The organism is Kosakonia sp. SMBL-WEM22, assembly GCF_014490785.1.
In the GTDB taxonomy this organism is placed as follows: Bacteria; Pseudomonadota; Gammaproteobacteria; order Enterobacterales; family Enterobacteriaceae; genus Kosakonia.
The window spans coordinates 4,784,598-4,810,232 of sequence record NZ_CP051488.1 but is presented as its reverse complement, the minus strand read 5'-3'; the positions used below and the strand labels follow the sequence as shown (position 1 = coordinate 4,810,232).

At 56.3% G+C, this 25,635-nt stretch carries 19 protein-coding genes, 2 tRNA genes and 3 rRNA genes; 20 read left to right on the top strand and 4 right to left on the bottom strand.

The features are described 5' to 3' along the window. Positions 1 to 23: 23 nt before the first annotated feature. Positions 24 to 830, bottom strand: a complete 807-nt coding sequence (locus HF650_RS23205) for a dienelactone hydrolase family protein (RefSeq protein WP_187800530.1) — start codon at positions 828 to 830, stop codon at positions 24 to 26. Positions 831 to 1,088: 258 nt separating this feature from the next. Here HF650_RS23205 and udp point away from each other — a divergent pair, with 258 nt between their 5' ends. The 9 genes from udp (at position 1,089) to tatD (ending at position 8,999) form a co-directional block, all read left to right on the top strand. Continuing rightward, positions 1,089 to 1,850: a uridine phosphorylase gene (gene udp / locus HF650_RS23200; protein ID WP_042716347.1), complete on the top strand. Its 762-nt coding sequence runs from the start codon at positions 1,089 to 1,091 to the stop codon at positions 1,848 to 1,850. A gap of 132 nt (positions 1,851 to 1,982) precedes the next feature. After that, positions 1,983 to 3,440, top strand: coding sequence for a DNA recombination protein RmuC (rmuC, locus tag HF650_RS23195; RefSeq protein WP_187800529.1), 1,458 nt, complete (start codon positions 1,983 to 1,985; stop codon positions 3,438 to 3,440). Positions 3,441 to 3,506: 66 nt separating this feature from the next. Then, complete coding sequence (gene ubiE, locus HF650_RS23190) at positions 3,507 to 4,262, top strand: bifunctional demethylmenaquinone methyltransferase/2-methoxy-6-polyprenyl-1,4-benzoquinol methylase UbiE (protein ID WP_023479593.1); 756 nt, start codon at positions 3,507 to 3,509, stop codon at positions 4,260 to 4,262. 11 nt (positions 4,263 to 4,273) lie between these two features. Further along, complete coding sequence (locus HF650_RS23185; RefSeq protein ID WP_187800528.1) at positions 4,274 to 4,879, top strand: SCP2 domain-containing protein; 606 nt, start codon at positions 4,274 to 4,276, stop codon at positions 4,877 to 4,879. Further along, positions 4,876 to 6,516 (top strand): ubiquinone biosynthesis regulatory protein kinase UbiB, encoded by a 1,641-nt coding sequence (ubiB, locus tag HF650_RS23180; protein WP_187800527.1) that lies wholly within the window; start codon positions 4,876 to 4,878, stop codon positions 6,514 to 6,516. The genes HF650_RS23185 and ubiB overlap by 4 nt, the downstream gene beginning before the upstream one ends. Positions 6,517 to 6,618: 102 nt before the next feature. Further along, the gene (gene tatA, locus HF650_RS23175; protein ID WP_187800526.1) at positions 6,619 to 6,882 is read left to right on the top strand and encodes a Sec-independent protein translocase subunit TatA; all 264 of its coding nucleotides are present in this window, start codon (positions 6,619 to 6,621) and stop codon (positions 6,880 to 6,882) included. Positions 6,883 to 6,885: 3 nt separating this feature from the next. Then, a complete protein-coding gene (gene tatB / locus HF650_RS23170) occupies positions 6,886 to 7,410 on the top strand; it encodes a Sec-independent protein translocase protein TatB (RefSeq protein WP_187800525.1) in 525 nt (174 codons plus the stop codon). Positions 7,411 to 7,412: 2 nt separating this feature from the next. Next, positions 7,413 to 8,174, top strand: a complete 762-nt coding sequence (gene tatC / locus HF650_RS23165; protein ID WP_187800524.1) for a Sec-independent protein translocase subunit TatC — start codon at positions 7,413 to 7,415, stop codon at positions 8,172 to 8,174. A gap of 30 nt (positions 8,175 to 8,204) precedes the next feature. Further along, the gene (tatD, locus tag HF650_RS23160) at positions 8,205 to 8,999 is read left to right on the top strand and encodes a 3'-5' ssDNA/RNA exonuclease TatD (RefSeq protein WP_187800523.1); all 795 of its coding nucleotides are present in this window, start codon (positions 8,205 to 8,207) and stop codon (positions 8,997 to 8,999) included. A gap of 4 nt (positions 9,000 to 9,003) precedes the next feature. On the opposite strand, the gene rfaH is transcribed toward tatD, so the two are convergent. Beyond that, positions 9,004 to 9,492 carry a transcription/translation regulatory transformer protein RfaH gene (rfaH, locus tag HF650_RS23155; RefSeq protein WP_187800522.1) on the bottom strand — a complete coding sequence of 163 codons (489 nt, stop codon included), beginning with the start codon at positions 9,490 to 9,492 and terminating at the stop codon, positions 9,004 to 9,006. Positions 9,493 to 9,670: 178 nt separating this feature from the next. On the opposite strand from rfaH, the gene ubiD reads away from it, so the two are divergent. Continuing rightward, positions 9,671 to 11,149, top strand: a complete 1,479-nt coding sequence (gene ubiD, locus HF650_RS23150) for a 4-hydroxy-3-polyprenylbenzoate decarboxylase (RefSeq protein WP_023479541.1) — start codon at positions 9,671 to 9,673, stop codon at positions 11,147 to 11,149. An 18-nt stretch (positions 11,150 to 11,167) separates the two neighbouring features. Beyond that, positions 11,168 to 11,869, top strand: a complete 702-nt coding sequence (fre, locus tag HF650_RS23145; RefSeq protein WP_187800521.1) for an NAD(P)H-flavin reductase — start codon at positions 11,168 to 11,170, stop codon at positions 11,867 to 11,869. 499 nt (positions 11,870 to 12,368) lie between these two features. Here fre and fadA read toward each other — a convergent pair whose 3' ends face one another. Both fadA and fadB read right to left on the bottom strand, forming a co-directional pair. Next, entirely contained in the window at positions 12,369 to 13,532 is a 1,164-nt protein-coding gene (fadA, locus tag HF650_RS23140) for an acetyl-CoA C-acyltransferase FadA (protein WP_187800520.1), read from the bottom strand. Positions 13,533 to 13,541: 9 nt separating this feature from the next. Then, positions 13,542 to 15,731 (bottom strand): fatty acid oxidation complex subunit alpha FadB, encoded by a 2,190-nt coding sequence (gene fadB / locus HF650_RS23135; RefSeq protein WP_187800519.1) that lies wholly within the window; start codon positions 15,729 to 15,731, stop codon positions 13,542 to 13,544. 189 nt (positions 15,732 to 15,920) lie between these two features. On the opposite strand from fadB, the gene pepQ reads away from it, so the two are divergent. From pepQ to rrf, 9 genes are all read left to right on the top strand, one after another. Then, entirely contained in the window at positions 15,921 to 17,252 is a 1,332-nt protein-coding gene (pepQ, locus tag HF650_RS23130; RefSeq protein ID WP_187800518.1) for a Xaa-Pro dipeptidase, read from the top strand. Next, positions 17,252 to 17,866, top strand: a complete 615-nt coding sequence (locus HF650_RS23125) for an IMPACT family protein (RefSeq protein ID WP_187800517.1) — start codon at positions 17,252 to 17,254, stop codon at positions 17,864 to 17,866. Before pepQ ends, HF650_RS23125 begins: the two co-directional genes overlap by 1 nt. Positions 17,867 to 17,906: 40 nt before the next feature. Then, a complete protein-coding gene (gene trkH, locus HF650_RS23120) occupies positions 17,907 to 19,358 on the top strand; it encodes a Trk system potassium transporter TrkH (RefSeq protein ID WP_023479564.1) in 1,452 nt (483 codons plus the stop codon). 11 nt (positions 19,359 to 19,369) lie between these two features. Beyond that, the gene (gene hemG / locus HF650_RS23115; RefSeq protein ID WP_187800516.1) at positions 19,370 to 19,912 is read left to right on the top strand and encodes a menaquinone-dependent protoporphyrinogen IX dehydrogenase; all 543 of its coding nucleotides are present in this window, start codon (positions 19,370 to 19,372) and stop codon (positions 19,910 to 19,912) included. Positions 19,913 to 20,268: 356 nt separating this feature from the next. Then, positions 20,269 to 21,810 (top strand): 16S ribosomal RNA (locus HF650_RS23110). Between the two features lie 73 nt (positions 21,811 to 21,883). After that, positions 21,884 to 21,960: transfer RNA gene (locus HF650_RS23105), tRNA-Ile, on the top strand. A 108-nt stretch (positions 21,961 to 22,068) separates the two neighbouring features. Then, positions 22,069 to 22,144, top strand: a tRNA-Ala gene (locus HF650_RS23100). 177 nt (positions 22,145 to 22,321) lie between these two features. Further along, positions 22,322 to 25,227 (top strand): 23S ribosomal RNA (locus HF650_RS23095). Positions 25,228 to 25,421: 194 nt separating this feature from the next. Beyond that, positions 25,422 to 25,537: ribosomal RNA gene (gene rrf, locus HF650_RS23090) — 5S ribosomal RNA — on the top strand. Together the 16S, 23S and 5S rRNA genes with 2 tRNA genes alongside form the textbook arrangement of a ribosomal RNA operon. The last annotated feature ends 98 nt before the right edge of the window (positions 25,538 to 25,635 follow it).

Genomic DNA, 25,635 nt, shown 5'->3' with positions numbered 1-25,635 from the left:
CGCGCCGCCTCCGTGCGAGAAAACTACTTTTTCGCGTACTGCGCAAACCACGCCAGCATGCGCTGCCAGCCATCGGCGGCAGATTCCGCATGGTAGCTCGGGCGGTAATCGGCATTGAACGCGTGGCCCGCCTCGGGATAGACGATGATCTCCGCATTGGCATTCGCCGCCCGCAGCGCCTGGCGCATCGTCTCCACGCTCTCCTGCGAAATACCGGTATCCTGCGCGCCATAGAGGCCGAGCACCGGCGCGGTCAGATCGGTGGCGATATCGACCGGGTGTTTCGGTGAGTTTAAGGTTTTTTCGCCCGTCAGCTTACCGTACCAGGCCACCGCCGCTTTCAACTGCGGGTTGTGCGCCGCGTAGAGCCACGCAATGCGACCGCCCCAGCAGAAGCCGGTCACCAGCAGTTGATGGGCGTCTCCGCCGTTGCGCGCCGCCCAGTTGGCGACGTGGTCGAGATCGGCCAGCACCTGCGCATCCGGCACTTTGCTGACCAGCCCGCTTAAGAGCGTGGGAACGTCGGCAAAATCATCCGGATCGCCCTGGCGGAAATAGAGCTCCGGCGCGACGGCAAGATACCCCTCCAGCGCCAGCCGGCGGCAGAGGTCGCGAATATGTTCATGGACGCCAAAAATCTCCTGCACGACGATCACAATCGGCAGCGGGCCTTCGGCATCTTTTGGCCGGGCGTGATACGCGGGCATGGTGTCGCCCTGCGTTGGAATGGAGGTTTCGCCTGCGATCAGCCTCTCTTCCGGCGTATGAACCGTGGTTGACGCAAGCGGTGAAGCCGCCGGCGCAAAGCCCGGCTGTTTGGTGGTGGTCATGAGATTCTCCCTACCCTTTATTAGCGCTCTCCTAACTATAGTCATGAAGACCAGGCCATGCGCAATCGCCGTGCGCAGGCTATCTTTGCTGCTGAGTTAGCGGGCATAACGTGATAGTGTGACGCGCATCACTATTTTATGGAAATTGATTGCAATCAATTTCATTCATGGTGACAGCAGTCACGAAAACAAGCGCGTGGCTTCTGTAAAGTACCGTTTTACCTCCCCCCGATAATACCGACCACAGAGGAGTCTGTTATGTCCAAGTCTGATGTTTTTCACCTCGGCCTCACTAAAAACGATTTACAAGGGGCTACCCTGGCCATCGTCCCTGGCGATCCGGAGCGAGTGGAAAAGATCGCCGCGCTGATGGATAAGCCGGTCAAGCTGGCCTCTCACCGCGAATTCACCAGCTGGCGCGCCGAGCTGGATGGCAAAGCAGTGATCATCTGTTCTACCGGTATCGGCGGTCCTTCTACTTCCATCGCTGTTGAAGAGCTGGCGCAGCTGGGCATCCGCACCTTCCTGCGCGTCGGTACCACCGGCGCGATCCAGCCGCATATCAACGTCGGCGACGTGCTGATCACCACTGCCTCCGTGCGTCTTGACGGTGCCAGCCTGCACTTTGCCCCGATGGAGTTCCCGGCGGTGGCTGACTTTGAGTGCACCACGGCGCTGGTGGCTGCGGCCGATGCGATTGGCGCGACTAAACATATCGGCGTGACCGCCTCGTCTGACACCTTCTACCCGGGCCAGGAGCGTTACGACACCTTCTCCGGCCGCGTAGTGAAAAGCTTTAAAGGCTCGATGGAAGAGTGGCAGTCAATGGGCGTAATGAACTATGAAATGGAGTCCGCGACGCTGCTGACCATGTGTGCAAGCCAGGGGCTGCGCGCCGGGATGGTTGCCGGGGTGATCGTTAACCGCACCCAGCAGGAGATCCCCAACGCCGAAACCATGAAGAAGACTGAAAGCCACGCGGTGAAAATTGTGGTCGATGCTGCACGTCGACTTCTGTAATCCCGCTTCCAGATTTACAAGGCCGACGCGTTCGGCCTTTTTTATATGCGTAATGCCTCGCAGAAAAGCCCTTCCAAACTGGACGTTTATACAGCACAATCCCGACGGAGTGAGTGATGAAGAGGGAGCGGAATGGAGAGTTCAATCATCGTACTGGCAGCCGTGGCGCTGGCAGGGTTACTGGTCGGCTGGCTGGCCGCAAGCTGGCGCGGTGCGCAACAGCAGGCGGAGCTGCTCGCCGAGCAGCGCGATGTCTTCAGTGAACTGAGCGCCGCCCGCCAGCAGATTGCCCAGAATAGCCACTGGCGCGAAGAGTGCGAGCTGCTGAATAACGAACTGCGCAGCCTGCAACACATCAACAGCTCGCTGGAAGCGGATCTGCGTGAAGTCACCACCCGGCTTGAATCTACCCAACTGCATGCAGAAGAGAAACTGCGCCAGATGCACAGCAGCGAGCAGCGTCTGAGCGAGCAGTTTGAAAACCTCGCTAACCGTATTTTCGAGCAGAGCAACCGTCGCGTTGACGAACAGAACCGCCAGAGCCTTAACGGCTTACTCACCCCGCTACGCGAACAGCTCGACGGCTTTCGCCGCCAGGTGCAGGAGAGCTTCGGACAGGAGGCGCGCGAACGGCACACTCTGGCCCATGAGATCCGCAACCTCCAGCAGCTGAATGCCCAGATGGCGCAGGAAGCCATCAACCTCACCCGCGCGCTGAAAGGCGATAACAAAACCCAGGGGAACTGGGGTGAAGTGGTGCTGACCCGCGTGCTTGAAGCCTCCGGCCTGCGCGAAGGGCATGAGTATGAGACCCAAGTTAGCATGGAGAACGAGAGCCGCGCGCGCATGCAGCCGGACGTTATTGTGCGCCTGCCGCAGGGCAAAGACGTGGTGATCGATGCAAAAATGACGCTGGTGGCTTATGAGCGCTACTTTAACGCCGAGGATGAGTTTTCCCGCGAAGCGGCGCTGCAGGAGCACATCACCTCCGTGCGTGGCCACATTCGCCTGCTGGGAAGGAAAGATTATCAGCAGCTCTCCGGCCTGCGCAGCCTGGATTACGTCCTGATGTTTATCCCGGTGGAACCCGCCTTCTTAATCGCCCTCGACAGGCAGCCAGAGCTGATTACCGAGGCGCTAAAAAACAACATTATGTTGGTCAGCCCGACCACGCTGCTGGTCGCGCTGCGCACCATTGCCAACCTGTGGCGTTACGAACACCAGAGCCGCAACGCCCAGCAGATCGCAGAGCGGGCGAGCCGGCTGTATGACAAAATGCGCCTCTTTGTTGACGATATGACCGCGATTGGCCAGAGCCTGGAGAAGGCGCAGGATAACTACCGCCAGGCGATGAAAAAACTCAGCTCAGGGCGCGGCAACCTGCTTGCGCAAACTGAGGCATTTCGTGGCCTTGGCGTCGAGATCAAGCGCGAGATTAATCCGGAACTGGCCGCACAGGCGCAGGAGCAAGACGAAGAATTTCGTCTGCGGGCAGGACAAGATGCGTTTAACGATCATAATCAAGACAATGGATTAGATATGGCCACGTCGGGCGAAGAAGCTGCGGCGAAGGCCTCGTCGGGCGGTTGAAACGTAGGGCAATCGCGTCCAATCTGATACACTTCATCAACAAATCCTTAAATAGCAGGCACTAAGATGGCGGAAGATTCAAAAGAGACAACACACTTTGGTTTTCAGACCGTCGCCAAGGAAAATAAAGCCGATATGGTGGCGCATGTTTTCCACTCGGTTGCGTCAAAATACGATGTAATGAACGACTTGATGTCGATGGGCATCCACCGCTTATGGAAGCGATTTACCATCGATTGCAGCGGCGTGCGCCGTGGGCAGAAAGTCCTCGATTTGGCGGGCGGTACCGGCGATCTCACCGCAAAATTTTCTCGTCTGGTCGGCGAAACCGGCCAGGTTGTGCTGGCGGATATTAACGAGTCGATGCTGAAGATGGGCCGCGAAAAGCTGCGCAATCTCGGTGTTATCGGCAACGTTGAATATGTGCAGGCGAACGCTGAAGCACTACCGTTCCCGGATAACACCTTCGACTGCATCACCATCTCCTTCGGTTTGCGTAACGTTACCGACAAAGAGAAAGCGCTGCGCTCCATGTTTCGCGTGCTGAAGCCAGGCGGTCGTCTGCTGGTGCTGGAGTTCTCCAAACCGGTTATCGAGCCGCTGAGCAAAGCCTACGATGCTTACTCCTTCCACGTTCTGCCGCGTATTGGTCAGATGGTGGCAAACGACGCGGAGAGCTACCGTTACCTGGCTGAATCTATCCGTATGCATCCCGATCAGGACACCCTGAAAGCGATGATGCAGGATGCCGGTTTCGAAAACGTCGATTACTACAACCTGACCGCCGGTATTGTTGCCCTGCACCGTGGCTACAAATTCTGACAGGAGTGCGTATGCCCTTTAAGCCGATGGTGGCCGCGGGAATTGAACGCGTGCTGAATACCTTTTTTTACCGCGACAGCGCGCTGAAAGCGGCGCGCCAGCGCCTCTACGGCAAAGTGCTGCGCGTGGTGGTGCAGGAGTTTTCCGCACCGATTGTGCTGGTCTTCAGCGAGCGCCAGGTCGACGTGTTGAGCGAGTGGGAAGGGGAAGCTGACTGTTCGGTGATTACCCGCCTCAACGTGCTGCCGAAGCTGCGCGATCGCCAGCAGCTCACCGCGCTTATCCGCAGCGGTGAACTGGAGGTGCAGGGCGATATTCAGGTTGTGCAAAACCTCTCGTCACTGATGGATCAGGCCGAATTTGACCCGGCGGAAGTGCTTGCGCCGTGGACCGGCGACATTGCCGCTGAAGGTATCAGCAAGTTTCTGCGCGGCGGGGCACGTCTGTTTCGTCATGGCTTTGCGCGCCAGCAGCGCTATCTCTCTGAAGCCTTAACGGAAGAGTGGCGTGTCGCGCCGGGCGCGCTGGAAATCGCCTGGTTTGCCGAAGAGACAGCGGCCGCTGAACGCGCCGCGGACGCCTTAGCCAAACGACTGGATAAACTGGAGGGCAAATGACGCCTGGAGAATTACGGCGACTCTATTTCATCATCCAGACTTTTTTGAGTTACGGGCTTGATGAACTCATCCCCAAAATGCGTCTTACTCTGCCGCTGCGTCTGTGGCGCAGAACCCTCTTCTGGATGCCCAACCGGCATAAAGAGAAAGAGCTGGGCGTTCGTCTGCGTCTCGCGCTGCAAGAGCTTGGGCCGGTATGGATTAAATTCGGCCAGATGCTCTCTACCCGCCGCGATCTCTTCCCACCGATGATCGCCGATCAGCTGGCGATGTTGCAGGATCGCGTCGCGCCCTTCGATGGTCACCTGGCGAAAAAGCAGATTGAAAAAGCGATGGGCGACCGCCCGGTCGAAGAGTGGTTTGACGATTTCAATATTGAACCGCTGGCATCAGCCTCGATTGCGCAGGTGCATACCGCACGGCTGAAAGAGAATGGCAAAGAGGTGGTGATCAAAGTGATCCGCCCGGACATTCTGCCGATCATTAAAGCGGACCTGCGCTTGATCTACCGCCTGGCGGGCTGGGTTCCGCGTCTGCTACCGGATGGCCGCCGTCTGCGCCCGCAGGAAGTGGTGCACGAGTATGAGAAGACGCTGATCGATGAACTCGATCTGCTACGTGAATCGGCGAACGCCATTCAGCTGCGCCGCAATTTTGAAAACAGCCCGATGCTCTATGTGCCGGAAGTCTATTCTGACTACTGCAGCCAGAACATGATGGTGATGGAGCGCATCTACGGCATTCCGGTTTCCGATGTCGCGGCGCTGGAGAAGAACGGCACAAACATGAAGCTGCTGGCTGAGCGCGGTGTTCAGGTCTTCTTCACCCAGGTGTTCCGGGATAGCTTTTTCCATGCCGATATGCACCCCGGCAACATTTTCGTTAGCTACGATCACCCGGAAGATCCGCAATATATCGGCATTGACTGCGGTATCGTCGGCTCGCTGAACAAAGAAGATAAGCGCTATCTGGCGGAAAACTTTATCGCCTTCTTCAACCGTGACTACCGCAAAGTGGCGGAGCTGCACGTTGATTCAGGATGGGTGCCGGCAGATACCAACGTCGAAGAGTTTGAGTTTGCTATCCGTACCGTTTGCGAGCCGATCTTTGAGAAGCCGCTGGCGGAGATCTCCTTTGGTCACGTGCTGCTGAATCTCTTCAACACCGCGCGCCGCTTCAATATGGAAGTGCAGCCGCAGCTGGTATTACTGCAAAAAACCCTGCTCTACATCGAAGGGGTAGGCCGTCAGCTCTATCCGCAGCTCGATTTGTGGAAAACGGCGAAACCTTTCCTCGAAACGTGGATCAAAGACCAGGTCGGTTTCCCGGCGCTGGTGCGAGCCATCAAGGAGAAGGGTCCCTTCTGGATCGAAAGAATGCCGGAGGTTCCTGAACTGATCTTCAACGGATTGCAGCAAGGAAAACATTTGCAACAAAGCGTTGATAAGATTGCCCGTGAGTTAGAAGTTAACCGCGTCCGGCAGGGTCAGTCCCGCTATCTTTTTGGTATCGGCGCGACGCTGCTGCTGAGCGGCACCCTGTTGCTGATAACCCGCCCTGAGTTGGGAAATAACCCTTTATGGTTAATGGGCGGTGGGCTAGTTGTCTGGCTACTGGGCTGGCGTAAGACGCGCTGACCTGATGCGGGACGGTCAACACCGCTCAGGGACATGCAGCCCAGGGGATAACGTGTATACTGTGGCCTCTTTCTAACATCGTCTCTTAGAGGGGAAGTGAGTATGGGTAGTATCGGCATTTGGCAGTTGGTGGTTATTGCAGTCATCGTTGTTCTGCTGTTTGGCACCAAAAAGCTTGGCTCGATTGGCTCCGATCTTGGCGCATCAATCAAAGGCTTTAAGAAAGCGATGAGCGACGATGATAAAAAGGAGAGTGAGGCGAAATCGGCACAAGATGCGGATTTTACCGCAAAAAACCTCTCTGATAACCGCAGCCCTGACGTCGCGAAGAGCGACGAAAAACGTCACGATAAAGAGCAGGTGTAAGCCGTGTTCGATATAGGTTTTGGCGAATTGTTACTCGTTTTTATCATCGGTCTGGTAGTACTGGGGCCAAAGCGTTTGCCCGTCGCCGTGCGCACAGTGGTTGGCTGGATCCGCGCCCTGCGCTCGCTGGCGACCACCGTACAGAACGAACTGACGCAGGAGCTTAAGCTGCAGGAGTTTCAGGACAGCCTGAAGAAGGTGGAGAAAGCGAGCCTGGATAACCTGACGCCGGAGTTGAAAGAGTCGATGGACGAACTGCGTCAGGCGGCGGAATCGATGAAGCGCACCTACAGCGCCAACGACGCGGAAAAAGCGAGTGACGAAGCGCATACCATCCATAATCCGGTGGTGAAAGATTACGAAGCGCAGCATGAAGGCGTTACGCCTGGGGTTGCTGAACATCAGGTGAGCGCCCCGCAACAGGCGCCTCAGGATGTGCCGGAAGAAACTGCCCCGGCAAAAATCTCTCTGGCGAAAACCGCTGCGCCGGTTTCCGAACCCACCCCCTCAGCAAGTGATAAGTCCTGAACATGGCCGTAGACGATACCCAACCGCTGATCGCGCACCTGATTGAGCTGCGTAAACGTCTGTTGAACTGCATCATTGCGGTGATGGTGATTTTCCTCGCGCTGGTCTACTTCGCGAATGATATTTACCAGCTGGTCTCCGCGCCGCTGATTAAACAGATGCCGCTGGGCGCGACGATGATCGCCACCGATGTTGCCTCGCCCTTCTTCACCCCGATCAAGCTCACCTTTATGGTGTCACTGATCCTCTCCGCGCCGGTAGTGCTCTACCAGGTGTGGGCCTTTGTCGCACCCGCGCTCTATAAGCATGAGCGCCGCCTGGTGGTGCCGCTGTTGGTCTCCAGCTCGCTGCTGTTCTATATCGGAATGGCGTTCGCCTACTTCGTGGTCTTCCCGCTGGCGTTTGGCTTTTTGACCCATACCGCGCCGGAAGGGGTGCAGGTCTCGACCGATATTGCCAGCTATCTCAGCTTCGTGATGGCGCTGTTTATGGCCTTCGGCGTCTCGTTTGAAGTGCCGGTTGCTATTGTCCTGCTTTGCTGGATGGGCGTTACCACGCCGGACGATCTACGGCAGAAGCGCCCCTACGTGCTGGTAGGCGCGTTTGTTGTCGGTATGCTGCTGACGCCGCCGGATGTCTTTTCGCAAACGCTGCTGGCAATCCCGATGTATTGCCTGTTTGAAGTCGGCGTCTTCTTTGCCCGCTTCTACGTCGGTAAACGACGCATGCCGCACGATGAGAGCGAAACGGAAACCACAGAGTAATAATCAGCCGCCCGCCAGGGCGGTTGTTGTATGGGAAAATGCATGTTTGATATTGGCGTGAATTTAACCAGCTCGCAGTTTGACCGTGACCGGGACGACATCGTCTCCCGTGCGCAGGCGGCGGGCGTGAGTGGGATGCTGATCACCGGGACTAACCTGCATGAGAGCCAACAGGCGCAGCAGTTGACGCAGCGCTACGCGCGCTGCTGGTCGACAGCCGGGGTGCATCCCCATGACAGCAGTAGCTGGGCGGAAGAGACCGCGCAGGCAATTCATGCTCTGGCAGCCATGCCGGGCGTGGTAGCGATCGGCGAATGCGGGCTCGATTTTAACCGCAACTTCTCAACCCCGCAGGAGCAGGAGCGGGCGTTCAGCGCGCAGCTGGCATTAGCCGCTGAGCTTAATCTGCCGGTGTTTTTACACTGTCGCGATGCCCATGAGCGCTTTCTCGCCCTGCTGGATCCGTGGCTCGATAAGCTCCCCGGCGCAGTGCTGCACTGCTTTACCGGTTCGGCGCACGAGGCGCAGGCGTGCATTGCGCGCGGTCTCTATCTTGGCATTACCGGCTGGGTGTGCGATGAGCGGCGAGGGCTGGAGCTGCGTGAGGTCGTGCCGCTGATACCTGCCGATCGGCTGATGATTGAGACCGACGCACCCTGGCTGCTGCCACGCGATCTTAAACCGAAGCCCGCATCGCGGCGCAATGAGCCTGCTCTGCTCCGGCATATTCTGACGACGGTTGCCGAACTGCGCAGTGAAGCGCCGCAGGCGCTGAGCACTGCGACGGATGAGAACGTGAAGCGGCTATTCGGGATAGAGCTTTAAGCGGTCAGGCTTTGCGGAAATCGGTGTTTTTGACACTCTGCAAAACTTGCTTATTGAGAAGATGCAGCAGCAGCATGGAGCGGGCTTCGCCATCCGGCTCTTTGAAAATAGCCTGCAACCCTTCCAGCGCACCTTCCGTAATCACAACGCTGTCCCCAGGATAGGGCGTTTCCGGATCGGTTATCCCTTCCGGCTGATACGCTTCAAGCTGTTGGATCACGGCCTGTGGAACGCTTGCCGGATGAATACCAAAACGTACAAAGTGGCTGACGCCGCGCGTTGCGTTGATGGTCGTGGTGTGTATGACCTCTGGATCGAATTCCACAAACAGGTAGTTTGGAAAGAGAGGCTCTTTCACCGTTGTCCGCTTGCCGCGGACGATCTTTTCCAGCGCAATCATCGGCGTCAGACAGGAGACTGACTGGCGTTCCAGGTGTTCCTGGGCGCGCTGAAGTTGGCCTCGTTTGCAGTAGAGTAGATACCAGGATTGCATAATGACTCTTTTCCGTAAGTTCGGCCGCAAGAATATCAAAACCACCGCATGATGGCTAAGGTGATTATAACGCTGACTGAGCAATGCCGTTGTATTTCACGCGGATTTAACAAAAATACAGCAACCTTAGGACGAACACCGTATAATAAAGCGCTTATCTGGAGGCAATCATAACCCCATGAAATACACCGATCTTCGCGATTTTCTGACACTACTTGAACAACAGGGCGAGCTAAAACGCATCGCGCTTCCGGTTGATCCCTATCTGGAAATGACGGAAATAGCCGATCGTACGCTGCGTGCGGGCGGTCCGGCGTTGTTGTTTGAAAATCCGAAAGGCTATGCGATGCCGGTGTTGTGCAACCTCTTCGGCACGCCGCGTCGTGTCGCACTGGGCATGGGACAGGATGATGTCAGCGCGCTGCGTGACGTCGGCAAACTGTTGGCGTTCCTGAAAGAGCCGGAGCCGCCAAAAGGGTTCCGCGATCTCTTCGATAAGCTGCCGCAGTTCAAGCAAGTGCTGAACATGCCGACCAAACGCCTGCGCGGTGCGCCGTGCCAGCAAAAGGTGGTGCAGGGCGATGCCGTCGATCTGCACACCATCCCGATTATGCAGTGCTGGCCGGAAGATGCTGCGCCGCTGATCACCTGGGGGCTGACCGTCACCCGCGGGCCGCACAAAGAGCGCCAGAACCTGGGGATCTACCGCCAGCAGCTGATTGGCAAAAATAAGCTAATTATGCGCTGGCTCTCCCACCGCGGCGGCGCCCTCGATTTTCAGGAGTGGCAAAATGCTCGCCCGGGCGAGCGTTTCCCGGTCGCCGTGGCGCTGGGTGCCGACCCGGCCACCATTCTTGGCGCAGTAACGCCGGTGCCGGACACCCTCTCTGAATATGCCTTTGCCGGGCTGCTGCGCGGCAATAAAACCGAAGTCGTGAAGTGCATATCAAACGATCTCGAAGTGCCTGCCAGCGCCGAGATTGTGCTGGAAGGCTATATTGAAGCGGGTGAGATGGCGCCAGAAGGGCCCTATGGCGATCACACCGGCTACTATAATGAAATCGATAACTTCCCGGTATTTACGGTCACGCATATCACGCAGCGTGAAGATGCGATTTACCACTCCACCTACACCGGACGGCCGCCGGATGAGCCTGCGGTGCTGGGCGTGGCGCTGAATGAAGTCTTTGTGCCGATCCTGCAAAAGCAGTTCCCGGAGATTGTTGATTTCTATCTGCCGCCGGAAGGGTGTTCCTATCGCCTGGCGGTCGTGACCATCAAGAAGCAGTATGCCGGGCATGCCAAACGCGTGATGATGGGCGTCTGGTCTTTCCTGCGCCAGTTTATGTACACCAAATTTGTGATCGTGTGCGATGACGATGTTAACGCCCGCGATTGGAACGATGTGATCTGGGCCATCACCACCCGAATGGACCCTGCGCGGGATACGGTTCTGGTGGAGAATACGCCGATCGATTATCTGGATTTTGCCTCGCCGGTTTCCGGGCTTGGTTCAAAAATGGGCCTGGATGCCACCAATAAATGGCCTGGCGAAACCGACCGTGAGTGGGGTCGCCCGATCAAGAAAGATCCCGAGGTGACGGCGCGAATCGACGCCATCTGGGATGAACTGGCCATAATGAACGCCGAAAAATAGACCCGACAGAGAGAGCGCATGACAACCTTAAGCTGTAAAGTGACCTCGGTAGATGCCATCACTGATACCGTGTATCGCGTCCGTTTAGTGCCGGAAGCGGCATTTTCATTTCGTGCAGGCCAGTACTTGATGGTGGTGATGGATGAGCGTGACAAGCGCCCCTTCTCCATGGCGTCGACTCCCGATCAGCACGACTATATCGAACTGCATATCGGTGCTTCCGAGTTAAACCTTTACGCAATGGCGGTGATGGATCGCATCCTGAAAGAGCGCGAAATCGTTATCGACATTCCCCACGGTGATGCCTGGCTGCGCGACGATGAAGAGCGCCCGATGGTGCTGATTGCCGGCGGGACAGGTTTCTCCTACGTGCGCTCTATTCTGCTCACTTCGCTGGCGAAAACCCCGGACCGCGATATCACCATTTACTGGGGCGGGCGTGAAGCGAAGCACCTCTACGATCTCTCCGAGCTAGAAGCGCTGTCGGTTACACACCCGAATCTTAACGTGGTACCGGTGGTAGAGCAGCCGGATGAAGAGTGGCGCGGCCGGTCAGGCACCGTACTCGCTGCCGTGCTGCAGGATTTCGGCTCCCTTTCCGGGCACGATATCTACATCGCCGGCCGCTTCGAGATGGCAAAAATCGCCCGCGATCTCTTCTGCAGCGAGCGCGGCGCGCGTGAGGATCGGTTGTTTGGTGACGCGTTCGCGTTCATCTGATTTTATCTTCGCCCTCGCCGCCATAGCGGCGTTGGCTGCCTTCGTTCACCCCGGTCACATAGTTATCTATGCTCCCGGGGACTCTCTCAGTTGCCGCCTTGCTCTGACGCCAATGGCTCGATAAAACCGCGTTGTTTGCCCTTGCCGCCATAGCGGCGTTAGCTGCCTTTCGTATGACGCCATAAAAAAACCGCCCCTGACAGGCGGTAAAAACGGCAACTAAAGTTTCACTCGTTCAGCGTATATGCCGGATGGCGGCTTACGCCTTATCCGGCCTACGTGATGGTGCTTTTGTAGGCCGGGCAAGCGCAGCGCCCCCGGCGTTCCGTGCCGGATGGCGGCTTACGCCTTATCCGGCCTACGGGAGTATGCTTTTGTAGGCCGGGCAAGCGCAGCGCCCCCGGCGTTTCGTGCCGGATGGCGGCTTACGCCTTATCCGGCCTACGGAGTGTGCTGTTGTAGGCCGGGCAAGCGCTGCGCCCTTGGCATAGGTGAGGTGTTAAAGGCGCTCAAATACCGTGGCGATCCCCTGACCCAAACCGATACACATCGTTGCCAGACCCAACTGGGCGTCTTTACGCTCCATCAGGTTGAGCAGCGTGGTGCTGATACGGGTACCGGAGCAGCCCAGCGGGTGACCAAGAGCGATCGCGCCGCCGTTGAGATTGATCTTCTCGTCGATCTGCTCCATCAGCCCCAGATCTTTAATGCACGGCAGGATCTGCGCGGCAAAGGCTTCGTTCATCTCAAACAGATCGATATCGCTGGCGGTCAGCCCCGCTTTTTTTAGCGCCAGCTGCGACGCCGGCACCGGGCCGTAACCCATAATCGACGGATCGCAGCCGACCACCGCCATCGAGCGGATCCGCGCGCGCGGCGTTAAGCCGAGCTCACGGGCGCGGCTTTCGCTCATCACCAGCATCGCCGATGCGCCATCCGACAGCGCCGATGATGTCCCGGCGGTAACGGTGCCGCTGACCGGGTCGAATGCCGGGCGCAGCGTCGAGAGTGCCTCAACGGTGGTTTCCGGGCGGATCACTTCGTCGTAATTAAACTGCTTGAGCACGCCGTCAGCATCATGCCCGCCGGTGGGAATGATCTCGTTTTTGAACGCGCCGGACTGCGTGGCGGCCCAGGCGCGAGCATGAGAGCGGGCGGCGAAAGCATCCTGCATCTCACGGCTGATGCCGTGCATGCGCGACAGCATTTCTGCGGTCAGCCCCATCATTCCCGCTGCTTTAGCAACGTTACGGCTCATGCCCGGGTGGAAATCGACACCGTGGTTCATCGGCACATGGCCCATATGTTCCACGCCGCCCACCAGGCAGACCTGCGCATCACCAGTCATGATCATACGCGCGGCATCATGCAGCGCCTGCATCGACGACCCGCACAGGCGGTTGACGGTCACCGCCGGAACCGAGTGGGGGATCTCCGCTAACAGCGCGGCGTTACGGGCAATGTTGAAACCCTGCTCAAGGGTCTGCTGTACGCAGCCCCAATAAATATCGTCAATCGCACTCGCTTCCAGCGCCGGGTTGCGCGCCAAAAGGCTACGCATCAAGTGCGCAGAGAGATCTTCCGCGCGGACGTGGCGAAAAGCGCCGCCTTTTGAACGGCCCATCGGGGTACGTACTGCATCGACAATGACAACCTGTTCCATTGTGACTCCTTAAGCCGTTTTTAAAGCGCCAACCGGGCGCGCAGGTTCAACCGCGGGATAGTAAGGCTCGTTGTGGCGCGCCTTTTCACGTAACCCGGCCGGGACCTCATATAGCGGCCCGAGGTGCTGATACGCTTGCGCCATATCGAGGTATTTCGCGCTGCCAAGCGTATCGAGCCAGCGGAAAGCGCCGCCGTGGAACGGAGGGAAGCCGAGGCCATACACCAGCGCCATATCTGCTTCGGCTGGGCTGGCGATAATGCCCTCTTCGAGGCAGCGCACCACTTCGTTCACCATCGGGATCATCATGCGGGCGATGATCTCCTGATCGGAGAACTCATGGCTGCCCTGGCGAACTTCGGCCAGCAGGCTCTCAACGGCGCTATCTTCCTCTTTCTTCGGTTTGCCTTTGCTGTCCTCTTTATAGCGCCAGAAGCCGAGGCCATTCTTCTGCCCAAAGCGGTTCGCCTCAAACAGCGCGTCGATGGCGTCGCGGTAATCTTTCTGCATACGCTGCGGGAAACCGGCGGCCATCACTGCCTGTGCATGATGCGCGGTATCAATACCGACAACGTCGAGCAGGTAAGCCGGGCCCATCGGCCAGCCGAACTGTTTCTCCATCACTTTGTCGATTTTGCGGAAGTCAGCGCCGTCGCGCAGCAGCTGACTGAAAGCAGCAAAGTAGGGGAACAGCACACGGTTAACGAAGAAGCCGGGGCAGTCGTTGACCACAATCGGGGTTTTGCCCATCTTGCTCGCCCAGGCCACCACTTTGGCGATGGTCTGATCGGAGGTTTTCTCACCGCGGATCACTTCAACCAGCGGCATACGGTGCACCGGGTTAAAGAAGTGCATGCCGCAGAAGTTCTCCGGGCGTTTCAGCACGCTTGCCAGCTCGCTGATAGGAATGGTGGAGGTGTTGGAGGCCAGCACGGTATCCGGGCGCACTTTCTCTTCCGTCTCCGCCAGCACCGCTTTTTTCACCTTCGGGTTTTCTACAACTGCTTCGACAACGACATCCACGCGTTCGAACCCGGCGTACTCCAGCGTCGGCTGGATAGTGGCGATCACCTTCGCCAGCTTGAGTCCGTCGATTTTGCCGCGCTCAAGCTGTTTATTCAGCAGCTTGCCCGCTTCGTTAATGCCGAGGCTGAGCGACTTCTCATTAATATCCTTCATTAACACCGGCACGCCTTTCCAGGCTGACTGGTAGGCAATGCCGCCGCCCATAATGCCCGCGCCCAGCACGGCCGCCTGTTTTGGCGTCTCGACATCGGCGGTGAGCTTCTTCGCTTTGCCTTTGATGTATTGATCGTTAAGGAAGATACCAACCAGCGCGCGCGCTTCTTTACTGTGCGCCAGCGGGACGAAACTCTGGTTCTCCAGCTTTAACGCCTCGTCGCGCCCCAGCTTCGCCGCCGCTTCAATGGTTTTCACCGCGGTGATCGGCGCAGGGTAGTGTTTACCGGCGGTCTGCATCACCATGCCTTTGGCGATGGTGAAACTCATCGACGCTTCGATTTTGCTGAGCTTCAACGGCTCAAGCTTCGGCTGACGCTTCGCTCTCCAGTCGAGATCGCCATTCATTGCCTGGCGCAGAATGGCAACAGCGCCTTCACGAATTTTCTCTGGCTTCACGATGCCATCGACAAGGCCAATTTTCAGCGCCTGTTCAGCGTCAACATCTTTTCCGGCGGCGATAATCTCCAGCGCGCTGTCGGCACCCAGCAGGCGCGGCAGACGCACCGAGCCGCCAAAACCCGGCATAATGCCGAGCTTGGTTTCCGGCAGACCGATGCGCAGATCCGGCGTCGCCAGGCGGTAGTCCGTTGCCAGCACACATTCGCAGCCGCCGCCAAGGGCGTAACCGTTGACCGCAGAGAGGGTCGGCACCGGCAGATCTTCCAGGCGATTAAAGACGCTATTGGCGAAATGCAGCCACTGGCTCAGCTGCTCCTGAGGAACCTGGAAGAGGGAGAGGAATTCGGTAATGTCGGCACCAACGATAAAGGCCGCTTTCTCCGAGCGCAGCAGCAGCCCTTTTAGATCTGTTTGCTTCTCCAGCACGTCCAGCGCTTCGCCGAGGCTGGCGACGGTGGCGGTATCAAGCTTATTCACTGAGCCGGGCGCATCGAACACCAGTTCGGCAATGCCATCTTCCAGCCAGTTGAGGTACAGGTTATTGCCTTTGTAGAGCATGTCAGTCTCCAGAATTCAGCAGTGATCTGGTCGTACCAGATGAAGCGGAGTGTGGTTTTTATGTTAATAAATTGCAAATGAGTCATTAAAAAATTGCAGCATCGATCACGCTCGGCGGAAATCACTCACATAAAAGGAGGTGTGCTAAGATGCGACAACTTGTGGTCTTGATTAACAGAAGGAAAGACGATGGATTCGCTGGCAGCGCTGTATAAAAATCATATTGTTACCTTACAAGAACGCGCGCGTGACGTGCTGGCGCGCAGTAACCTTGACGCGTTACTGATTCACTCTGGTGAGCTGTTTAACGTCTTTCTTGATGACCACCCTTATCCCTTTAAAGTGAACCCGCAATTCAAAGCCTGGGTGCCGGTGACACAGGTACCGAACTGCTGGCTGCTGGTTGATGGCGTAAACAAGCCGAAGCTGTGGTTCTACCTGCCGGTCGATTACTGGCATAACGTTGAGCCGCTGCCGACCGCTTTCTGGACCGAAGAGATTGAGGTGATTGCCCTGCCGAAAGCCGATGATATCGGCGGCCAGCTACCCGCCGCACGCGGCAATATCGCCTATATTGGCCCGGTGCCCGAGCGCGCGCTGAAGCTCGATATCGCCGCCAGCAATATCAATCCGAAAGCGGTGATTAATTATCTGCACTACTATCGCGCCTATAAAACGGATTACGAGCTGGCTTGTATGCGCGAAGCGCAGAAGACCGCGGTGATCGGTCATCGCGCGGCGCATGAGGCGTTCCAGTCCGGGATGAGCGAGTTCGACATCAACCTGGCCTATCTCACCGCTACCGGGCATCGTGATACCGATGTGCCGTACGGCAATATCGTGGCGCTTAATGAGCATGCTGCAGTGCTGCACTACACCAAACTCGATCATCGCGCGCCTGCTGAAATGCGCAGTTTCCTGCTGGATGCCGGTGCGGAATATAACGGTTATGCCGCCGATTTAACCCGCACCTGGGCGGCGAACAGCGACACCGACTTTGCGCAGCTTATAAAAGATGTGAATGAAGAGCAGCTCGCGCTGATCGCCACTCTGAAGGCGGGCGTTAACTACGTTGATTACCATATTCAGTTCCATCAGCGCATCGCGAAACTGCTGCGTCGCCACCAGATCGTCACCGATATCAGCGAAGAGGCGATGGTTGAGCAGAATATTACCGGGCCATTTATGCCACATGGTCTCGGCCACCCGCTCGGTTTGCAGGTGCATGATGTCGGCGGGTTTATGCAGGATGACACCGGCACCCATCTCGCCGCACCGTCGAAATACCCCTACCTGCGCTGCACGCGCGTGATGCAGCCGCGCATGGTCGTCACCATTGAGCCGGGCATCTACTTTATTGAGTCGCTGCTGGCACCGTGGCGTGATGGGCCGCTCGGTAAGCACTTCAACTGGCAGAAAATTGAGGCGCTGAAACCGTTCGGCGGTATTCGTATCGAAGATAACGTCGTCATCCATGAAAATGGTACCGAGAACATGACGCGGGATCTGAAGCTGGCGTAATGGAGAGCTGGCCTATTCCGGCGGCGCCGGTCACCTTTAGCGAGGAGATCAAAAAGAGCCGCTTTATTACTCTGCTGGCGCACACGGATGGCGTCGAGGCGGCAAAGGCGTTCGTTGAGTCCGTGCGCGCTGAACATCCAACTGCACGTCACCATTGTGTGGCGTGGGTCGCCGGTGCGCCGGATGATTCACAACAGCTAGGCTTTTCTGACGATGGCGAACCGGCAGGGACGGCGGGCAAGCCCATCCTCGCGCAGCTGATGGGCAGCGGCGTGGGGGAGATTACCGCGGTAGTGGTGCGTTACTATGGCGGCGTGTTGTTGGGCACCGGCGGGCTGGTGAAGGCGTATGGCGGCGGCGTGCAGCAGGCGCTCACGCAGCTCACCACCACCCGCAAAATGCCGTTAACCGAATATACTTTGTGTTGCGATTATGCACAGCTTGCGGGAATTGAAGCGCTGCTCGGGCAGTTCGACGGGAAAATTGTCTCCAGCGACTATCAGGCCGCGGTGCGGCTGCGTGTCGCGCTTCCGCAGAGTCATCTGGAGGCCTTTTCGGCAAAGCTGGCTGATTTTAGCCGTGGCGCATTGCAATTGTTAAAAACTGAAGAATAATCGCCACCTGATTTTCTGAACACCATAGGAAGCGGCAGAGATGCATTTTCGCGCCATAACCCGAATCGTTGGACTGCTGGTCATCCTCTTTTCCGGAACGATGATCTTACCTGGACTGGTAGCCCTTATTTACCGTGACGGCGCAGGGCGCGCGTTTACTCAGACCTTTCTCGCCGCGCTAGTGATTGGCTCCATCTTGTGGTGGCCGAACCGTCGTGAGAAAGGGGAGCTGAAATCCCGTGAAGGGTTTTTGATCGTAGTGCTCTTCTGGACCGTGCTGGGCAGCGTCGGTGCGCTGCCCTTTATCTTCTCGGAAAGCCCGAACCTGACGGTGACCGACGCCTTTTTTGAATCCTTCTCTGGCTTGACGACTACGGGAGCCACCACGCTGGTGGGGCTCGATTCGCTGCCGCACGCCATTCTCTTTTATCGCCAGATGCTGCAGTGGTTCGGCGGGATGGGGATCATTGTGCTGGCCGTTGCCATTCTGCCTATCCTTGGCGTCGGCGGTATGCAGCTCTATCGCGCCGAGATGCCGGGGCCGCTGAAGGATAACAAGATGCGTCCGCGTATTGCGGAAACGGCGAAGACGTTGTGGCTCATCTATGTCTTACTGACGGTGGCCTGCGCGCTGGCGCTGTGGTTTGCCGGCATGCCAGCGTTTGACGCCATCGGGCACAGCTTCGCCACTATCGCTATCGGCGGCTTCTCGACGCACGATGCCAGTATCGGCTACTTCGACAGCCCGACGATTAACACCATTATTGCTATCTTCTTACTGATCTCCGGCTGTAACTACGGTTTGCACTTCTCGCTGTTGAGCGGGCGCAGCCTGAAGGTGTACTGGCGCGATCCGGAATTCCGCATGTTTATTGGCGTGCAGCTGACGCTGGTGGTCATCTGTACCGTGGTGCTCTGGTTCCATGATGTCTACACCTCGGCGCTGACCACGGTGAACCAGGCTTTCTTCCAGGTGGTCTCTATGGCGACCACGGCTGGCTTTACTACAGACAGTATTGCCCGCTGGCCACTGTTCCTGCCGGTGCTGTTGTTGTGCTCGGCATTTATCGGTGGTTGTGCCGGTTCAACGGGCGGCGGCCTGAAAGTGATCCGCATCTTGCTGCTCTTCAAGCAGGGGAACCGTGAGTTGAAGCGTCTGGTACACCCGAATGCGGTTTATAGCATTAAGCTCGGCCAGCGCGCGCTGCCGGAACGTATTCTTGAAGCTGTATGGGGGTTCTTCTCCGCCTATGCGCTGGTCTTTATTGTCAGCATGCTGGCGATTATCGCCACAGGCGTGGATGATTTCTCTGCCTTTGCTTCAGTTGTGGCTACGCTCAATAACCTGGGGCCGGGGCTGGGCGTGGTGGCAGACAACTTCGCCAGTATGAACCCGGTGGCAAAATGGGTGCTTATTGCCAACATGTTGTTTGGTCGTCTGGAGGTCTTCACCCTGCTGGTGCTGTTTACCCCCACTTTCTGGCGCGAATAAGGGAGCGTTACGTGAAAACATTGATTCTTTTCTCTACCCGGGATGGGCAAACGCGGGAGATTGCCTCTTACCTCGCCTCTGAACTGAAAGAGCTGGGCGTGTATGCCGATGTGGTGAACCTGAACCGCACGCCGGAGATTGAGTGGACGAAGTATGACCGCGTAGTGATTGGGGCGTCTATTCGCTATGGTCATTTCCACCCGGCGCTGGAGAGCTTTGTGAAAAAGCATCTGCAAACGCTCAATACTCTGCCAAGCGCTTTCTATTCCGTTAACCTGGTGGCGCGCAAACCTGAGAAGAGTTCGCCGCAGACAAATAGCTATACGCGTAAATTCCTTCTTTCATCTCCCTGGAAGCCGGATCACTGTGCCGTGTTTGCCGGCGCGCTCCGTTATCCGCGTTATCGCTGGTACGATCGCTTTATGATTCGGTTAATTATGAAGATGACGGGGGGCGAAACGAACACCAGTCAGGAAGTGGTCTATACCGACTGGCAGCAGGTGGCGCATTTCGCCCGCGAAATCGCTCAGTTAAAGAGCAAATCGCCCGTTTAATGGGCATTGCGACGGAAAATTAAGCGAACGAAAAGTTTTTTGAAATTAGGGGTTGTCAGCAGGAATTAACTCCCTATAATGCGCCTCCACTGACACGGCACAACGGCAAACACACCGGCCTGTCAGGTGAAGAAATCTGAAAATAATCAGTTGACTTCACAGCGGGAAAGCGTAATATGCACACCCCGCGCCGCAGCGAAAAGCGAAGCGGCACTGCTCTTTAACAATTTATCAGACAATCTGTGTGGGCACTCAGGTGACATGGATTCTTAATGTCTTCGGACACTAAATGAATACCAAGTCTCACGGGTGAACACGTAATTCATTACGGTTTAATTCGATGAGCATCAAACTTTAAATTGAAGAGTTTGATCATGGCTCAGATTGAACGCTGGCGGCAGGCCTAACACATGCAAGTCGAACGGTAACAGGAAGCAGCTTGCTGCTTTGCTGACGAGTGGCGGACGGGTGAGTAATGTCTGGGAAACTGCCTGATGGAGGGGGATAACTACTGGAAACGGTAGCTAATACCGCATAACGTCGCAAGACCAAAGAGGGGGACCTTCGGGCCTCTTGCCATCAGATGTGCCCAGATGGGATTAGCTAGTAGGTGGGGTAACGGCTCACCTAGGCGACGATCCCTAGCTGGTCTGAGAGGATGACCAGCCACACTGGAACTGAGACACGGTCCAGACTCCTACGGGAGGCAGCAGTGGGGAATATTGCACAATGGGCGCAAGCCTGATGCAGCCATGCCGCGTGTATGAAGAAGGCCTTCGGGTTGTAAAGTACTTTCAGCGGGGAGGAAGGCGATGCGGTTAATAACCGCGTCGATTGACGTTACCCGCAGAAGAAGCACCGGCTAACTCCGTGCCAGCAGCCGCGGTAATACGGAGGGTGCAAGCGTTAATCGGAATTACTGGGCGTAAAGCGCACGCAGGCGGTCTGTCAAGTCGGATGTGAAATCCCCGGGCTCAACCTGGGAACTGCATCCGAAACTGGCAGGCTTGAGTCTCGTAGAGGGGGGTAGAATTCCAGGTGTAGCGGTGAAATGCGTAGAGATCTGGAGGAATACCGGTGGCGAAGGCGGCCCCCTGGACGAAGACTGACGCTCAGGTGCGAAAGCGTGGGGAGCAAACAGGATTAGATACCCTGGTAGTCCACGCCGTAAACGATGTCGACTTGGAGGTTGTGCCCTTGAGGCGTGGCTTCCGGAGCTAACGCGTTAAGTCGACCGCCTGGGGAGTACGGCCGCAAGGTTAAAACTCAAATGAATTGACGGGGGCCCGCACAAGCGGTGGAGCATGTGGTTTAATTCGATGCAACGCGAAGAACCTTACCTGGTCTTGACATCCACAGAACTTTCCAGAGATGGATTGGTGCCTTCGGGAACTGTGAGACAGGTGCTGCATGGCTGTCGTCAGCTCGTGTTGTGAAATGTTGGGTTAAGTCCCGCAACGAGCGCAACCCTTATCCTTTGTTGCCAGCGGTTAGGCCGGGAACTCAAAGGAGACTGCCAGTGATAAACTGGAGGAAGGTGGGGATGACGTCAAGTCATCATGGCCCTTACGACCAGGGCTACACACGTGCTACAATGGCGCATACAAAGAGAAGCGACCTCGCGAGAGCAAGCGGACCTCATAAAGTGCGTCGTAGTCCGGATTGGAGTCTGCAACTCGACTCCATGAAGTCGGAATCGCTAGTAATCGTGAATCAGAATGTCACGGTGAATACGTTCCCGGGCCTTGTACACACCGCCCGTCACACCATGGGAGTGGGTTGCAAAAGAAGTAGGTAGCTTAACCTTCGGGAGGGCGCTTACCACTTTGTGATTCATGACTGGGGTGAAGTCGTAACAAGGTAACCGTAGGGGAACCTGCGGTTGGATCACCTCCTTACCTTAAAGAACCTTTCCCTGTAGTGTCCACACAGATTGTCTGATGAAAAATAACGAGCAGTGAAAATCTCTGCAGGCTTGTAGCTCAGGTGGTTAGAGCGCACCCCTGATAAGGGTGAGGTCGGTGGTTCAAGTCCACTCAGGCCTACCAAATTTTCCCTGAATACAGCGTTGTGAAACGACTCGCATACTTCAGTATGCTTCGACCTTTCACGCCTTGTCTCAGGAAAAATTACGGGTAACAGAGTTTAACTACGATGGGGCTATAGCTCAGCTGGGAGAGCGCCTGCTTTGCACGCAGGAGGTCTGCGGTTCGATCCCGCATAGCTCCACCATCCTCACTGTTCGGTACAAGAAAACTTCAGAGTACACATTCTGTGTGTGCTGCGAAGTTTTGCTCTTTAAAAATCTGGATCAAGCTGAAAATTGAAACACTGAACAATGCGAATTGTTCTGTGAGTCTCTCAAATTTTCGCAACTTAAGGTGTTCTCGAAACATCTTCGGGTTGTGAGGTTAAGCGACTAAGCGTACACGGTGGATGCCCTGGCAGTCAGAGGCGATGAAGGACGTGCTAATCTGCGAAAAGCGCCGGTAAGGTGATATGAACCGTTACAGCCGGCGATGTCCGAATGGGGAAACCCAGTGCAATCCGTTGCACTATCGTTAACTGAATACATAGGTTAACGAGGCGAACCGGGGGAACTGAAACATCTAAGTACCCCGAGGAAAAGAAATCAACCGAGATTCCCCCAGTAGCGGCGAGCGAACGGGGAACAGCCCAGAGCCTGAATCAGCCTGAGTGTTAGTGGAAGCGTCTGGAAAGTCGCGCGATACAGGGTGACAGCCCCGTACACAAAAGCACTCTGGCTGTGAGCTCGATGAGTAGGGCGGGACACGTGGTATCCTGTCTGAATATGGGGGGACCATCCTCCAAGGCTAAATACTCCTGACTGACCGATAGTGAACCAGTACCGTGAGGGAAAGGCGAAAAGAACCCCGGCGAGGGGAGTGAAAAAGAACCTGAAACCGTGTACGTACAAGCAGTGGGAGCCTCTTTATGGGGTGACTGCGTACCTTTTGTATAATGGGTCAGCGACTTATATTCTGTAGCAAGGTTAACCGTATAGGGGAGCCGAAGGGAAACCGAGTCTTAACTGGGCGTTAAGTTGCAGGGTATAGACCCGAAACCCGGTGATCTAGCCATGGGCAGGTTGAAGGTTGGGTAACACTAACTGGAGGACCGAACCGACTAATGTTGAAAAATTAGCGGATGACCTGTGGCTGGGGGTGAAAGGCCAATCAAACCGGGAGATAGCTGGTTCTCCCCGAAAGCTATTTAGGTAGCGCCTCGTGAATTCATCTCCGGGGGTAGAGCACTGTTTCGGCTAGGGGGCCATCCCGGCTTACCAACCCGATGCAAACTACGAATACCGGAGAATGTTATCACGGGAGACACACGGCGGGTGCTAACGTCCGTCGTGAAGAGGGAAACAACCCAGACCGCCAGCTAAGGTCCCAAAGTCATGGTTAAGTGGGAAACGATGTGGGAAGGCCCAGACAGCCAGGATGTTGGCTTAGAAGCAGCCATCATTTAAAGAAAGCGTAATAGCTCACTGGTCGAGTCGGCCTGCGCGGAAGATGTAACGGGGCTAAACCATGCACCGAAGCTGCGGCAGCGACACTATGTGTTGTTGGGTAGGGGAGCGTTCTGTAAGCCTGCGAAGGTGTGCTGTGAGGCATGCTGGAGGTATCAGAAGTGCGAATGCTGACATAAGTAACGATAAAGCGGGTGAAAAGCCCGCTCGCCGGAAGACCAAGGGTTCCTGTCCAACGTTAATCGGGGCAGGGTGAGTCGACCCCTAAGGCGAGGCCGAAAGGCGTAGTCGATGGGAAACAGGTTAATATTCCTGTACTTGGTGTTACTGCGAAGGGGGGACGGAGAAGGCTATGTCGGCCGGGCGACGGTTGTCCCGGTTTAAGCGTGTAGGTGTGTGTTCCAGGTAAATCCGGTTCACTCTAACACTGAGGCGTGATGACGAGGCACTACGGTGCTGAAGTGACAAATGCCCTGCTTCCAGGAAAAGCCTCTAAGCATCAGGTAACACGAAATCGTACCCCAAACCGACACAGGTGGTCAGGTAGAGAATACCAAGGCGCTTGAGAGAACTCGGGTGAAGGAACTAGGCAAAATGGTGCCGTAACTTCGGGAGAAGGCACGCTGGTGCGTAGGTGAAGTGACTTGCTCACGGAGCTGAAACCAGTCGAAGATACCAGCTGGCTGCAACTGTTTATTAAAAACACAGCACTGTGCAAACACGAAAGTGGACGTATACGGTGTGACGCCTGCCCGGTGCCGGAAGGTTAATTGATGGGGTCAACCGCAAGGTGAAGCTCTTGATCGAAGCCCCGGTAAACGGCGGCCGTAACTATAACGGTCCTAAGGTAGCGAAATTCCTTGTCGGGTAAGTTCCGACCTGCACGAATGGCGTAATGATGGCCAGGCTGTCTCCACCCGAGACTCAGTGAAATTGAACTCGCTGTGAAGATGCAGTGTACCCGCGGCAAGACGGAAAGACCCCGTGAACCTTTACTATAGCTTGACACTGAACATTGAGCCTTGATGTGTAGGATAGGTGGGAGGCTTTGAAGCGTGGACGCCAGTCTGCGTGGAGCCAACCTTGAAATACCACCCTTTAATGTTTGATGTTCTAACGTGGACCCGTGATCCGGGTTGCGGACAGTGTCTGGTGGGTAGTTTGACTGGGGCGGTCTCCTCCTAAAGCGTAACGGAGGAGCACGAAGGTCAGCTAATCCTGGTCGGACATCAGGAGGTTAGTGCAATGGCATAAGCTGGCTTGACTGCGAGCGTGACGGCGCGAGCAGGTGCGAAAGCAGGTCATAGTGATCCGGTGGTTCTGAATGGAAGGGCCATCGCTCAACGGATAAAAGGTACTCCGGGGATAACAGGCTGATACCGCCCAAGAGTTCATATCGACGGCGGTGTTTGGCACCTCGATGTCGGCTCATCACATCCTGGGGCTGAAGTAGGTCCCAAGGGTATGGCTGTTCGCCATTTAAAGTGGTACGCGAGCTGGGTTTAGAACGTCGTGAGACAGTTCGGTCCCTATCTGCCGTGGGCGCTGGAGAATTGAGGGGGGCTGCTCCTAGTACGAGAGGACCGGAGTGGACGCATCACTGGTGTTCGGGTTGTCATGCCAATGGCACTGCCCGGTAGCTAAATGCGGAAGAGATAAGTGCTGAAAGCATCTAAGCACGAAACTTGCCCCGAGATGAGTTCTCCCTGAGACTTTAAGTCTCCTGAAGGAACGTTGAAGACGACGACGTTGATAGGCCGGGTGTGTAAGCGCAGCGATGCGTTGAGCTAACCGGTACTAATGAACCGTGAGGCTTAACCTTACAACGCCGAAGATGTTTTGGCGTGAGAGACAGATTTTCAGCTGATACCAGATTTGAAGGAACGAACGCTTTTGCGCTGAGGCAAGGCGGCCAGTGACGGAAAGGAAGGAGCATACTGAAGTATGTGACTGACTTTACGAGCGCAGCCAACGCCGCATCAGGGTAAAAGAGACGTTCCGGGCACAAAGAATTTGCCTGGCGGCACTAGCGCGGTGGTCCCACCTGACCCCATGCCGAACTCAGAAGTGAAACGCCGTAGCGCCGATGGTAGTGTGGGGTCTCCCCATGCGAGAGTAGGGAACTGCCAGGCATCAAATAAAGCGAAAGCCTCATGCGAAAGCATGAGGCTTTTTGCGTTGTATCTTCCTGAAACACCGCAAGCACTCCCCCTTCGTATACGGTAAACTA